The organism is Curtobacterium sp. MEB011, from assembly GCF_030209655.1.
GTDB classification, from domain to species: Bacteria; Actinomycetota; Actinomycetes; order Actinomycetales; family Microbacteriaceae; genus Curtobacterium; species Curtobacterium poinsettiae.
Genome location: NZ_JARVRN010000004.1, coordinates 34,299 through 47,027 on the forward strand (window position 1 = coordinate 34,299; position 12,729 = coordinate 47,027).

A 12,729-nucleotide genomic window follows, 5' to 3' on the forward strand; every position below is an offset into this window, starting at 1 on the left:
CAGGGCGTCATGCCCTTCGAACGACCGCGCACGAACGCACGAACAGGGGCGGGCCGGTGAACATCAACCTGTCGCCGGTGGTGATAGCCCTGGCCGCGATGGTCGCCATCCCGGCCGTCGTCAGCGCGCTCGTCCGTCAGAGCGACAGGAAGCGGCCACCGTCCTCCGTCGTCGGCGACGAGGCGTACGGCGTGCTCTTCACCGTCCGCGCGCGCCGGTTCAGCTACCTGCTGCTCCGCATCATCGGCATCGTCTTCGTCGTCGTCGGCGGGTTCTTCTTCCTGGCCACGCTCAGCCTGCTCGACGACCCCGATGCGATCGGCATGCTCATCGCCGGCGTCGGCATGGTGCTGTTCGGGATCCTGTTCGTCTACCTCGGCGTCGGTCAGAAGCGCCGTCGCGTCGAGGCGTACGACTCGCAGCTGGTCGTGACGCCGATGTTCCGTGCCGCGCGGACCGTCGACCCGGCGGCGATCAAGCGCATCCGGCCCACCACCAACCGGTTCGGTGGCCTGGACATCAAGGTGAACGGCCAACGCGGCGTGATCAGCGTCCTGTCGATCGACGCCGCCTATCCCGAGCTCTGTGCATGGCTCGAGCAGCGGGCGCCCGCGCAGTGGGGTGAGTTCGTCGGGGCCTTCGGGCGCTGAGCGGCGCGCTGCTGCTGCACTGGGCCGACGGACCTACCGTGTTCGCACGGGCTCGAAGCTCTTCACGTACACTGCCTGGCGGATCGTGTTCAGGAATGCCCGCATCGTGAAGGAACCCTCGCCGGCGTTCAACCGGTAGCGCTCCCCCTCGATGACGTCCCGCGCCAGTTCGTCCTCGTTGTCGCGGCTCACACCCCAGCTCTGCACGAGCGTTCCGCAGTCGGACGTCTCGAGCACGACCTGCGACGTCGACGAGCCGACGCCCTTCAGGGAGTGAGACGAGTCCGCACTGCTGTGCGCGGAGCTGACGCTGCAGCCGTTTAGTCCTGGGTCACTCGACTGCAGCCCCGATGTCCGTCGTACGGTGCGGGCCAACTTTCCGTCGCACCGCTTCGGAAAAGGCCAGCACCAGCGCCCCCAGCTCGCTCTCGTAGGGCCAAGTGTCGGCAACAAGGCGGGCGGCGCCCTGTATCCCGCTGCGGTATGCCGGATGGTCGGGCGCCTGCTCGAATGCGGCAATGAGGACAGATCGTACGGCGGCTATTTGCACAGCCGACGCGGCGTCCTCGACGGCGTGGTCGTCGAGTTGCTTGAGCAATTCCGACAAGGTCATGTTCTGCCGTGCCCCTTCAGCGCTGGAACAGCGAGTCCATCACGGGAATGTGCGCGTCACCCGCAGCAGCGCGGAGAGTGACCGCTGGAACGCTTCGGTCGCAGGGACATCGCCCGCGCCGTCAGGCGTGACCACGAACATGTCGCCCATGCCCCCTGCCCCCGTGTTCGACGCGGAGTAGATCCTTCGGTAGATCCGCCGCCGAGCAAGCCACGCCTCCTCGACGCGGAGTGCCTCGGCCTGGCGGAGGTAGAAGCCCTCCGCCTCACGAGCCCCCATCCGGCAGAGGAATCCGGCCACCTCGTTGCACAGCACGACGACCTCGTCCCGTGTGCTCCTTCGTCTCAACATCACCGCTCCGGCTCACTCGTCGTTTGGGCTGTCACGCAATCAACGCCGGGGCGTCTCCGAGGCGAGCACTGCGGTGTAGCTGTAGATCTCCGGCGCTACCTTCAGGACCTTGAGGCCGGCACGCAGCCTGAAAGAGCCAGCACCGACAGTAAATCGGTAGCGCTCGCCTGGTTCCACCGCGGACGCTATCCGCTGCATGCTGGACCGATCGACGCCTTCCAGGTAGAGGAGATTCCCGCAATTCGTGTGGAAGGTGACCTGGGGTTGTGCACCGTCGGCTCCCTTCGCGGACCGGGAAGACGACATGTTCGCCTCTGCCGAATCGACCCGACACACGACCTTCATGCGGTGCCCATCGTCGTACCGCCCGAGAATCGACGGGCCGAAACCGAACGTGGCCACCGGGAGCCCGATGATCAAGAACAACAGTCCGACGGCCTGCAACCGCTCAAGAAAGACACGTGCAGGGCTCTTATGAGCAGGACGAAACGTGCCATCAGAAGCAGCACTCACCAGTAAATGATCGCCTCCAGCCGCCTTCTTCGCCAACCGGACGTTCGGTGTCTCCACGTGCCATGGATCCCCGCATCGCGTCCGCTCCGCTGGGAAGTCCGGGGTCGAGGTGGATAGTAGAAAAAGCGAGGTCACTGGCTTCGGTCGATAGCTCATCTTCCACACAAACCTGTTCGAAATCCCGTAGAGGAAAGCAGCTAGGTGCTTCACTGAACTCTTTCGCCCCTACTTGCGGACTTGGCTATAGCCGTAAACCGTCGGAGCTACTTTGACAAACTTGAGACCCTTCCGCAGATTGAACGAGCCAGCACTAACTTCGAACCGATACGGCGCGTTCGATTCAACCGAGCCGGCTATTCGTTTCATACTCGATCGTTCGACCCCGTCTGCGTAGATGAGATTCCCGCAGTCTGTATGGAAGGTCACCTGCGGTCGCGAGCCTCCCGCGCCTTTCGCAGACCGTGAAGAAGCAATGTTTGCTTCGGCGGAATCAACTTTGCAGGTTACTTTGATTCGATGAGAATCATCGTATCGCCCGAGCCAGGTCGGTCCGACCGTTAATGCCAGGAGAGGAATCACGATGACGCCTAGCACGATTGCTACTGCAATCACTCGATTCCCCCAGACGGGTGCCCTGCTTTTCCTCTTTCGGAGCAGCTTCGACGCAACCCGATCGTCTTCGGTGGACTTCACCAGCCGACCCTGGCCTCTGTGCGCGGCTGGGACCCGCACATCGGCTCTTCAGCGCCGCGTATGGCCCCGCTCAGTAAGGTCCTGCCGAAATCATCGCCTTGCACGTCCGGCCACCGCCATCGAGGGCACGGACCGCCGAGGACCGAGTACGGCGTCGCTGCGAAAGCATGATCACCAGCGAGCACGAGGGGCAAGGCGATTCCGAGTGCACCGATCGTCGCCGCAGCCATGAGGACGCCGCGATGCTGCTCGACGCCACCCGCGTGCGGGGACCCAACCCCTAGAGACCATGCGTGAACGTCGAGACCGCGTCGCACGCTACTCCTGGGTTGCCTTGAAGTCGCGCACATCAGGTGCGACCTTGACCAGCTGAAGAACCGAGCGCAACCGGTAGGTCCCCTCTCCAACTATGAATCGGTAGCGCTGCCCCGCCTTGAGTTCGTCGGCCACCCGATCGACATTGTCCTTGTTGATACCTGAGTCGATCAGCAACCGCCCACAGCCTTTTGTCTCGATGACAACCTGACTGCCCGAACTCCCGACGCCCTTCAAGGAACGACTCGAAGTACTCCCCGCTTTTGCGGATTCAACAGTGCAAGTTACGGACATTGGGTGAGAATCGTCGTACACGCCCAAAGCGATCGGCGCTACAAAGAATGCCAAGATCGGGAAGACAACGACGAGGAAGAGCAAGAGCACGGCGATGGTGCGGTTCCGAAATACACGCCGCCGGGCGACGTCCGTCCCAAGCCGGGTCTCCGTATTCGGCACGGTTACGCTCTCTTTCTCTCGTCGCCCGCCACTCATGGCGCACGATGTGAAGTGACGGTAGGACCCCGCGCCCCTGCAAGGAACCCTGTTCCAAAGGTCTGGACAAGGTTTGCGCGACTCTGATCCCCGCCCGGGCGGACCAGCTCATTTGCCACGGCACCAAAGCCGCCTGCACTGTGGTTCACCGCACCACCGATCAAAGCGGTCGCTGATGGAGAACTGAGGTCCAAGTTCTTGACGATCTTAGCTCCGAGCGCCCCGGATCCCAGGCTGAAGCCCGCCCCCAGACCGAAGCCGGACGCCGCAGACGCCGCGTAACCGCCGGCAGTGTGCGAGACGTCTTCGTCGAACATGTACCCGCCGACGTTCTGCGTGGCACCTGACACTCCTGACGAGATCGCCGAGCGAGTAGTCGATGTCAAGGCCTGCGTGCCGATCCGCTGGAGCACTGGAGCACCTGCGCGAGCAGCCGCTGTCCCGAGTTTCGAGAGACCCAGCGCGCTTCCCCCTCCGGCAGCTCCCGACACACCACCAACGAGAGTGTCCAGGCCGACCTTTCCCCAATCGACCTTGCCGTTCTCCCCCCTGTTTTCCTTGATCGATAGCCCCCCGGCCAAAGCAGCTCCGCCGCCTGCCATCACGGCAATCGCGACTACCGGGCCGATCGGTGTGCACATCGCGAGGACTGTCGCTGCGACGCCGAGGCCGATGGCGATGTTCGAGATCAGCTCCGAGTGCTCGTCGGCCCAGTCACGCACATTGGCGATTGCACCCTGATTCGCATCCCGGTACGCCTGCAAGTCCTTGTCAGTCGCCGGCCGCAACCCGAGCGGGTCGACGGCCTGCAACGGATCGTTGCCCGCGTACGAGTACGGGTTCCCCGACCACGCGGCACCCAGGATCGGCACGAGCGGATCAACCGTCAGGAAGCCCCGCGCCGCAGGGTCGTACACACGGGCCCCGAGCCACTCCAGCCCTGCGACGGACACCCCACCCGAGCCGGTCAGGGACACCCCCGCGGGCAGCCCGACGTCGGTAACGGCAGCGAGCGCAGCCCACGGGTCCGCAGCATCGGTCGCGCGAGCACTGCGCCAGGCGGGCTGCGTCACGGCATCGCCGATCGCGGTGACACCCCCTGGCAGGTCGAGCAGCGACGTGTCGGCGATGCTGATGAGCGACGGCACGACCGCGGCGGAGTCCCACCACGTGGCGACCCCACCCACCTCGGCGAGCTCACCGAGCGCGTCGACCCAGACGTCGAGCCGACCGGTCTCGGCGTACGAGGCGTCGCGGTCGACGACGGCAGCGAGGTGCCCCAGGTCGGACCATGCGTACTCGGTGGTCGAACCATCGGCTGCTGTCCGCCGGATGCGGCGGCCGAGACCGTCGTGGACGTACTCGGTGCGGCCGGCCTCGGTGGTCGTCGCGACCAGCTGTCCGGCAGCGTCGTACTCGTGGCGCGTCTCGACATCGCCGACGGATTCGACGACGAGTCGCCCACCGTCGTCGTAGGCCCACGTCGAGTCCCCGGCGCGCACGAGCTGCCCGGCGGCGTCGTACTCGTACGACACCGCCCCGGACGGTCCGTCGACCGCGGTGATCCGCGCGTCGGCATCGCGCTCGATCCGCGTACTGGTGGCACCGTCGAGCGTGGTCGAGGTGTGCGCGACGAGGGCGCCTCCCTCGTACGACCACGACTGCACCAGGTCGCCCGTGGCCGCCTGGACGATACGACCCGAGGCGTCGTAGGTGAACGCGCCGGCAGCGGTGCCGTCACGGTCCACCTCGACGACACGGCCGACGGCATCGCGACGGTAGGTGGTTCGGGTGCCGTTCGGGTCGACCCGAGCGGCGCGGTTGCCGTCAGCGTCGTACTCCCACGCGACGGACTGGTCGCCCCGGGCTCGGCGGACGAGCAGGCCACGGCGGTCGTGCTGAAGCTCGTGCTCGATCGTCCGCCCTGCACCACAGGTGTGGTCCGACACGACGACAGTTCGGTGGACGGCGTCGCGGGTGATCTCCGACTGCACCGCACCGTCGACGAGCACGGCCCGCTGTCGACCGGCCGCGTCGTAGGTCCATTCCGTGGTCCGGCCGTCGGGATCCGTCTGGCGGATCTGGCGCCCGGCCGGGTCGTAGGCCGCCGTGGTGGTCCGTCCGAGCGGATCGGTGACAGCGACCACGTGGTCAGCGGCGTCGTACTCGCGTCGGGTGGCCCCGCCGACAGGGTCGGTGATCGTCACCAGGCGCCCGCGCTCGTCGTACTCGAACGAGGTGACCCCGTCGAGACCGTTGACGACCTGGATCAGCTGCCCGGCGGGGTCGTAGCGGAACCGACGACGGCCGAAGCGTGCGTCATGGCTGGAGACGAGCCTCCCGGCCTGGTCATAGCGGAACCGCGCGGTACCGGAACCCGGAGTCGTCTGCGTGACCACGCGCCCGACGGCGTCGTACGTGATCTCCTCGACCTCGCCGGTGGGCAGGGTCCGGGCCACGACACGGGAGTCCGCGTCGTAGGTGAGCGTCGTCCGCGCCCCCGCGGCGTCGGTGGCTGCGGCGGGACGCCCGCAGGCGTCGTACTCGTACGTGGAGCGCGCGCCCGAGGGGGCGACCAACGCGACGACGCGACCGGCGAGGTCGCGCTCGAGTCGGGTCAGTCCGCCTTCGCCGTCGACGAGTTCGACGGGGCGACCGGCGGCGTCGTAGGTGATGAGTTCGGAACCGGTCTCGTCAGACGTGGACTCGACAGGTCGGCCGTACTCGTCGAACCGGACGGTCGCGGTGTCGAAGGCGTCGCGCAAGGTCGCGACGCCGGTCGCGACGTCGTCCGAGAACTCCTGGCGGACGCCCGTCGGGTCGACGGTCGCCGTCAGCTCGCCGACGACGTCGTACTCGCGACGCCACGTCGCGCCCGCGGGGTCGATGACGGCCTGGAGGCGCGACAAGGCGTCGTGCGCGAACGTCCAGACCGCGCCGCCCGGCAATGCGAGCTCCGCCAGGTTCCCCTGGTCGTCGAACGTCCGTGAGACGCGGCGACCCAGCGGGTCGGTCGTGGTCGCGAGCTCGCCGTTCGGGGCGTACTCGAGCGTCGTCCGTGCTCCGAGCGGGTCCGTGATCGCAGCGATCCGCGCTCCAACGGCGTACTCGAAACGCCAGACGGCTCCGTCGGCGTCACGTCGTTCGACGAGGAGCCCGGCGGCGTCGTAGCGGTACTCGCTCCGTGCGCCGGAGGGGCTGATCGCGGCGACCGGGTGACCGGCAGCGTCGCGCTCGATCCGAGCGGTGTCGCCGACGGCGTTGGTGGTCGAGACGAGCTCACCGAACGCGTCGTAGGAAAGCGTCAGGACCACGCCGGTCGGGTCGACGACGTGGGTGAGGGAGCCGTCCTGCCAGGTCAGCTCCGTCCGGCCGCCGACCGGGTCGACGATGACCGACGGGTCGCGGTCGTCGCCCACGTACTCGTAGCTCACGACGGCACCGGCCTCGGTTACGACCGTCGTCACGCGGTCCTGGTCGTCGTACCCGTAGGTCAGGTCGCCGCCGGACGGCGTGACGGTCCGGGTCTTCCGGCCTCGGTCGTCGTGCGCGTGCACGGTCACCGAGCCGTCGCGCTCGGTCGCGGACACGAGATTGCCGTGCCGGTCGTAGCTCATCGACTGGCGTCGGTCGTCGGAGTCGATGACCCCGACGAGACGCCCCTTGGCGTCGGCGATGTAGGAGTTCGACCGCGATCCGTCGTGGTCGGACACCACCGTGACGCGGCCGGGCAGGTACGCGAAGCGCACGGTGCGGCCGTGCGGGCTGATCTGTTCGACCACGCGGCGCTGGTCGTCGTAGGTGTTGTCGACCTCGACGACACCGGCCGCACTCGTGACCGTCGTGATGAGGTCGTCGTCGTTCCAGCCGTAGGTCCGGGTGCCGACGGCGTCGGTCACCGAGACGAGTCGGCCGCGCTCGTCGTACCCGTACTCGACCCGGCGACCGTCGGAGGCGCGGAGCACCGCCACTCGGCCGTCGACGTGGTCGATGTCGATCGAGCGCCCGCGCTCGTGCAGCAGGCGCACGACGACGTCGTCGGCGTCCCGCTCGACGCGGACCGCGGTGCCGGCCCCACCGCGCTGTCCGAGCCACAGCCCGGACGGCGAGAAGTCGATGCGCTCACCCTGGTTGTCGCGGACGACGAGCCGGTTGCCCTCGGCCGCGAGCCAGCGGTTCTCGCCGACGCCGCGGGCCCACCCCTCGCCGTCACGTGGGAAGCGCACCTGACGACCGTCGGCGCCGACGAACGACGCGCCCTCGTCGTCGAGGAGCAGGCGGGTCTCGAGGATCGACGCCCACCCCGGACCGAAGAGGCCGACGTGCTGGTCGAGGGAGTTGTACATGCGGGTCACCTGCAGCGCCGCAGATGCACCGGTGAACGCCAGGTCGAGCTCCGGCTCGAGGAAGTTGCCCGTCGTGGTGTTCACCGGGTCCATCGAGAATCCGGTGGTGGGCTGAGCGCCGTAGGCCGATGGTGGATCGAACTGCAGGTCGGTGCGGGACTGCGCGACCCCGGCGGCAGCCAGGGCTGCGGCGAGCGCAGCATCCGAGACGGTGGACACGGAGCCCTCGCCGCCAGCGGCCGCGAATGCATCGGCGATCGTGTTCGCCCACTTGACGTCCTGGTCGTTGGCAGCAAGCCACTTGTCGAACGCCGACACGAGCCCGTCGGCGTTGATCGTGCCCCACGAGCACTTCGTCGCGAAGTCGTCGAGCTTGCCGCGGAGCCCCGCGGGCTTCCCGGTGAGGTCGCTGTTGAGCGAGGTCGATCCGGCGGCGAAGGAACGCAGATCCTCCGGCTTGGCGGACGAGGTCCCGCCGCCACCACTCCCACCCGCGCCCGGGTTCGGGGTCTGGCGCGTGGTCGACTTGGCACTCGCGGGCGCGAAGGTCGGAGGGTCTTCGTGCTCGACCTTGGGCGGCTCCGGTGCGCCGGCGACCTTGTCGTGCATCCACTCGAAGAAGTTCCGGTCACCGTACTCGGCGTACCAGTCGCGGGCTTTCTTGCGACGGGCGTTCTCGCGCTCGGCGGCCGCCTTCATCTCGTCGACCCAGCCCGCGACGGTGCGCAGGTTCGTGGCGATGTCCTCGGCGTCACTCTTCGCGGTACCGGCGTTCTGCGCGAAGAGCTCCGAGAAGTGCCCGCGGAACTCCTGGGACGCGGTGTTGACGTAGGACTGCCGCGAGCCGGCCTGGCCCTCGATCGACTCGGCCGCGCCGTTCAGCGCCGTGCTGAGTGCATCGGCCGTGCCGTTGTCGAACTTGACTGGCTCATTGCCGTGCAGGTCAACCATGGTTCATCCCCCGAAGTCGTGCTGATCGTGCTGGTGAAGCGGCCCCACCGACCGCGAACGCCCGGACCGCCGCGAATGCGACGGTCCGGGCGGGAACATGCTGGTGCTTACGCGCCGCCGCCTGCGGTGAAGATGTCCTGCGAGATCTTGTCGAGCTGCGTACGGAGCTGCTCGAGCTCGGTCTTCGCCTTGTCGAGAGCAGCCTTGGTCTCCGGCCAGGTGGACCCACGGAACGTCGCCGCGAGCGGGCCGTCCCAGACGTTCGAGTCGGAGAGGATCCGGCCCTGAGCGTCGAGCTGCGAGATCTGATCGGTGAAACCACCGTTGACGATCGACTGGACCTGACGGATGGCGGTCTTGGCCTGCTCGGTCGAAAGGACACGCGACATGATGAACCTCTTTCATTCGTAGCTGCACCCCCGCGCAGTGGAATCCCCCCGGAGGCTCTGACACGGCCCACCATACCCACAAACCCGGGCAGATGTCACCGTCGGTATATCGTGACCGTTCCTCCACACACGAACGGTTCACCACCGGTTTCCACAGCGTCCACCGGGGCCCCTCCGACAGCAGGGGCCGGGTGGCAGGATGTGGGGATGGACACCGAACCGCAGCTCGACGGCGAATCCGTCGCACCCGACCTCGACGACTTCGACGAGGTCGTCGAGATCGAGCACGAGTCGCTGCCGACGGACCGCTACTTCGACCGCGAGCTCAGCTGGCTCAGGTTCAACCAGCGCGTGCTCGAGCTGGGTGAAGACCGCACGCAGCCCCTGCTGGAGCGTGCGAACTTCCTGGCGATCTTCGCGTCCAACCTCGACGAGTTCTTCATGGTCCGCGTCGCCGGCCTGAAGCGCCGCATCGACACCGGCATCGCCGTCCCGACCAACGTCGGCCGTGCCCCCAGTGACGTCCTGCGCGACATCGCGAAGAAGGCCCACGAGCTGCAGGACCGGCACGCGCAGGCGTTCATCGGGTCGCTCAAGCCGGACCTCGACGCCGCGGGCATCCACATCGAGCACTGGTCCGACCTCGACGAAGCCGACCGGCAGCGGATGCGGGAGTACTTCAACGAGCAGATCTTCCCGGTGCTCATGCCGCTGGCGGTCGACCCGGCGCACCCGTTCCCCTACATCTCCGGGCTCTCACTCAACCTGGCGGTGCGGGTCCGCAACCCGAAGTCGCAGCGCCAGGAGTTCGCGCGCCTCAAGGTGCCGCAGAACTTCTCCCGCTTCATCAAGCTGCCGGACGACAACTCCGGGCGGATGCGCTTCATCCCGCTCGAAGACCTCATCGCGAACCACCTCGACGACCTGTTCCCGGGGATGGAGGTCCTCGAGCACCACGTGTTCCGGGTCACCCGCAACGAGGACGTCGAGATCGAGGAGGACGAGGCCGAGAACCTCATCCAGGCCCTCGAGCGCGAGCTCCTGCGCCGCCGGTTCGGCCCGCCGATCCGCCTCGAGATCACCGAGGACATGGACCCGGTGACCCTCGACCTGCTCGTGCGTGAACTCGACATCACCGAGGAAGAGGTGTTCCGGCTGCCGTCGCCGCTCGACCTCGGCGGGCTGTTCGAGATCTCGAAGATCAGCCGCCCGGACCTGCACTACCCGAAGCACGTGCCGACGACCCCGGTGCAGTTCCAGCCGGGTGAACCGAACACGAAGCCCGACCTGTTCCGTGCGATCAAGGCGAACGACGTCCTGGTCCACCACCCCTACGAGTCCTTCGCCACGAGCGTGCAGGCGTTCCTCGAGCAGGCCGCGGCCGACCCGAACGTCCTGGCGATCAAGCAGACGCTGTACCGCACGTCCGGCGACAGCCCCATCGTCGAAGCGCTCATCGACGCAGCGGCCGCCGGCAAGCAGGTCCTCGCCCTGGTCGAGATCAAGGCGCGCTTCGACGAGCAGAACAACATCACCTGGGCCCGCAAGCTCGAGAAGGCCGGCGTGCACGTCGTCTACGGCCTGGTGGGGCTGAAGACGCACTCGAAGCTGGTGCTCGTCATCCGGCAAGAGGGCGGGACGCTCAAGCACTACAGCCACATCGGCACGGGCAACTACAACCCGAAGACCTCGCGCATCTACGAGGACATGGGCCTGTTCACCTCGGACGACACCGTGGGCAAGGACCTCACCCGCCTGTTCAACGAGCTGTCCGGCTACGCCATCGAGAAGAAGTTCAAGCGCCTGCTCGTGGCACCGCTGCACCTGCGGAAGGGCCTGCTCAAGCGCATCCAGACCGAGGCGGCGAACGCCCGTGCCGGCAAGCCCTCGGGCATCCGGATCAAGGTCAACTCGATGGTCGACGAGCAGATCATCGACGCGCTCTACCTGGCGAGCCAGGCCGGTGTGCCGATCGACGTCTGGGTCCGGGGCATCTGCTCGCTCAAGCCGGGGATGGAAGGCGTCAGCGACACCATCCGCGTGCGGAGCATCGTCGGCCGCTACCTGGAGCACTCCCGCGCCTTCGCGTTCCACAACGACGGCGACCCGGCGGTCTTCATCGGCAGCGCCGACATGATGCACCGCAACCTCGACCGTCGCGTCGAGGCACTCGTGCGGCTGGTCGCGCCGGACCACATCAACGAGGTCCAGGAGATGTTCGACCTGGCGATGGCCGACACCGCCAGCTCGTGGCACCTGGAGTCCGACGGCGAGTGGACGCGGCACTCCACCGACGATGCGGGCCGTCCGCTCGAGGACGTGCAGAATGTGACCATGCGGAAGATCTCGGCTCGGAAGCGCTCGACTCGGTGAGCGGCGGTCCCTCGGGCCCCGTCGTCGCTGCGGGTGCGGTCGTCTGGCGCGAACAGGACGGCACACCCCTCGTGCTGCTCATCCACCGCGACCACCACAAGGACGTCTCCCTGCCCAAGGGCAAGGTGGACCCGGGCGAGGCCGTCCCGACGACCGCTGTGCGCGAGATCGACGAGGAGACCGGCTACCGCGTCCACCTCGGCGCTCCGCTCGGCACCGCCGAGTACGTGCTGCCGAACGGTCGCGACAAGGTCGTGCACTACTGGGCGGCCCGGGTCTCGGCCAAGGAGTACGCCCGCGCCGGGGCCTTCGAGCCGAACCACGAGGTCGCCGCACTCGAGTGGGTCACCATCGACGACGCCCGCAACCGTCTGACGTACGAGCGGGACGTCGCGATCCTCGACCGCTTCGCCGAACGCGCCGCCGCCGGACAGCACCGCACCTTCGCCCTGATCACGCTGCGCCACGCGAAGACCGTGCCCGGCTCGGACTGGGACGGTCCCGACGCCACCCGACCGCTGTTGCCCGTCGGCCGTTCGCAGGCCAAGGCCGCCGCGGCGCCGGTCGCGGCGTTCGGCCCGAAGAAGATCGTGAGCAGCACGGCGGCGCGGTGCCTCGCGACCGTCGAACCGCTCTCGGCCGCGACGAAGCTCGGCGTCTCGAGCACCCCGGACATCAGCCAGGACGCTCACGACCGCGGAGCCGCCGACGTCAAGGGTGTCGTCCGGCGCCGCCTCGACAAGGGCAAGACCGCCGTGCTCTGCTCGCACGGCCCGGTGCTGCCCGACATCATCGCCCGGATCGCCACCGTGACCGCCGACGACTCCGGCCGCTTCGACCTGCGTCGTGCGGCGATGTTGTCCGTCGGGGACTTCTCCGTCATGCACATCGCCGGAGACACGCTCGTCGCGGTCGAGACGCACCGCAACACGATCCCGGCGTAGCCGGCCACCGCCGGACCGCAGCGCCGCCGCACCGCAGCGCCGCCGGACCGCAGCGCCGCCGGACCAGAGCGCCGCAGCCGACGCGCTCGGCACCCGACC

Annotated in this window: 10 protein-coding genes; 3 read left to right on the forward strand and 7 right to left on the reverse strand. The window is 67.7% G+C overall.

Translation table 11 applies throughout. From position 1 onward, the window contains the following. Positions 1 to 56 precede the first annotated feature (56 nt). Positions 57 to 650 (forward strand): hypothetical protein, encoded by a 594-nt coding sequence (locus QRN30_RS05790; RefSeq protein WP_194590036.1) that lies wholly within the window; start codon positions 57 to 59, stop codon positions 648 to 650. A gap of 33 nt (positions 651 to 683) precedes the next feature. Here QRN30_RS05790 and QRN30_RS05795 read toward each other — a convergent pair whose 3' ends face one another. The 7 genes from QRN30_RS05795 to QRN30_RS05825 all read right to left on the reverse strand — a co-directional run bounded on the left by QRN30_RS05795 (position 684) and on the right by QRN30_RS05825 (position 9,313). Then, a complete protein-coding gene (locus QRN30_RS05795) occupies positions 684 to 887 on the reverse strand; it encodes a hypothetical protein (RefSeq protein ID WP_071250265.1) in 204 nt (67 codons plus the stop codon). 94 nt (positions 888 to 981) lie between these two features. Beyond that, positions 982 to 1,263, reverse strand: coding sequence for a hypothetical protein (locus QRN30_RS05800; protein ID WP_042539270.1), 282 nt, complete (start codon positions 1,261 to 1,263; stop codon positions 982 to 984). Positions 1,264 to 1,302: 39 nt separating this feature from the next. Then, entirely contained in the window at positions 1,303 to 1,542 is a 240-nt protein-coding gene (locus QRN30_RS05805; RefSeq protein ID WP_284760622.1) for a hypothetical protein, read from the reverse strand. Between the two features lie 111 nt (positions 1,543 to 1,653). Next, positions 1,654 to 2,184: a hypothetical protein gene (locus QRN30_RS05810; RefSeq protein WP_194590034.1), complete on the reverse strand. Its 531-nt coding sequence runs from the start codon at positions 2,182 to 2,184 to the stop codon at positions 1,654 to 1,656. Between the two features lie 954 nt (positions 2,185 to 3,138). Beyond that, entirely contained in the window at positions 3,139 to 3,519 is a 381-nt protein-coding gene (locus QRN30_RS05815; protein WP_139179603.1) for a hypothetical protein, read from the reverse strand. 104 nt (positions 3,520 to 3,623) lie between these two features. Continuing rightward, positions 3,624 to 8,924: a DUF6531 domain-containing protein gene (locus tag QRN30_RS05820; protein WP_284760623.1), complete on the reverse strand. Its 5,301-nt coding sequence runs from the start codon at positions 8,922 to 8,924 to the stop codon at positions 3,624 to 3,626. 107 nt (positions 8,925 to 9,031) lie between these two features. Next, positions 9,032 to 9,313: a hypothetical protein gene (locus tag QRN30_RS05825; RefSeq protein WP_017888088.1), complete on the reverse strand. Its 282-nt coding sequence runs from the start codon at positions 9,311 to 9,313 to the stop codon at positions 9,032 to 9,034. A 207-nt stretch (positions 9,314 to 9,520) separates the two neighbouring features. Here QRN30_RS05825 and QRN30_RS05830 point away from each other — a divergent pair, with 207 nt between their 5' ends. Both QRN30_RS05830 and QRN30_RS05835 read left to right on the forward strand, forming a co-directional pair. Continuing rightward, positions 9,521 to 11,686: an RNA degradosome polyphosphate kinase gene (locus tag QRN30_RS05830; RefSeq protein ID WP_042539263.1), complete on the forward strand. Its 2,166-nt coding sequence runs from the start codon at positions 9,521 to 9,523 to the stop codon at positions 11,684 to 11,686. Further along, positions 11,683 to 12,630 carry an NUDIX hydrolase gene (locus tag QRN30_RS05835; protein ID WP_071250259.1) on the forward strand — a complete coding sequence of 316 codons (948 nt, stop codon included), beginning with the start codon at positions 11,683 to 11,685 and terminating at the stop codon, positions 12,628 to 12,630. The genes QRN30_RS05830 and QRN30_RS05835 overlap by 4 nt, the downstream gene beginning before the upstream one ends. The last annotated feature ends 99 nt before the right edge of the window (positions 12,631 to 12,729 follow it).

Bases quoted from the DNA above. Each gene is read 5' to 3' on its own strand.
- QRN30_RS05825 (WP_017888088.1), bottom strand. From the start codon at position 9,313: ATGTCGCGTGTCCTTTCGACCGAGCAGGCCAAGACCGCCATCCGTCAG.
- QRN30_RS05830 (WP_042539263.1), top strand. From the start codon at position 9,521: ATGGACACCGAACCGCAGCTCGACGGCGAATCCGTCGCACCCGACCTC.
- QRN30_RS05820 (WP_284760623.1), bottom strand. From the start codon at position 8,924: ATGGTTGACCTGCACGGCAATGAGCCAGTCAAGTTCGACAACGGCACG.
- QRN30_RS05805 (WP_284760622.1), bottom strand. From the start codon at position 1,542: ATGGGGGCTCGTGAGGCGGAGGGCTTCTACCTCCGCCAGGCCGAGGCA.
- QRN30_RS05800 (WP_042539270.1), bottom strand. From the start codon at position 1,263: ATGACCTTGTCGGAATTGCTCAAGCAACTCGACGACCACGCCGTCGAG.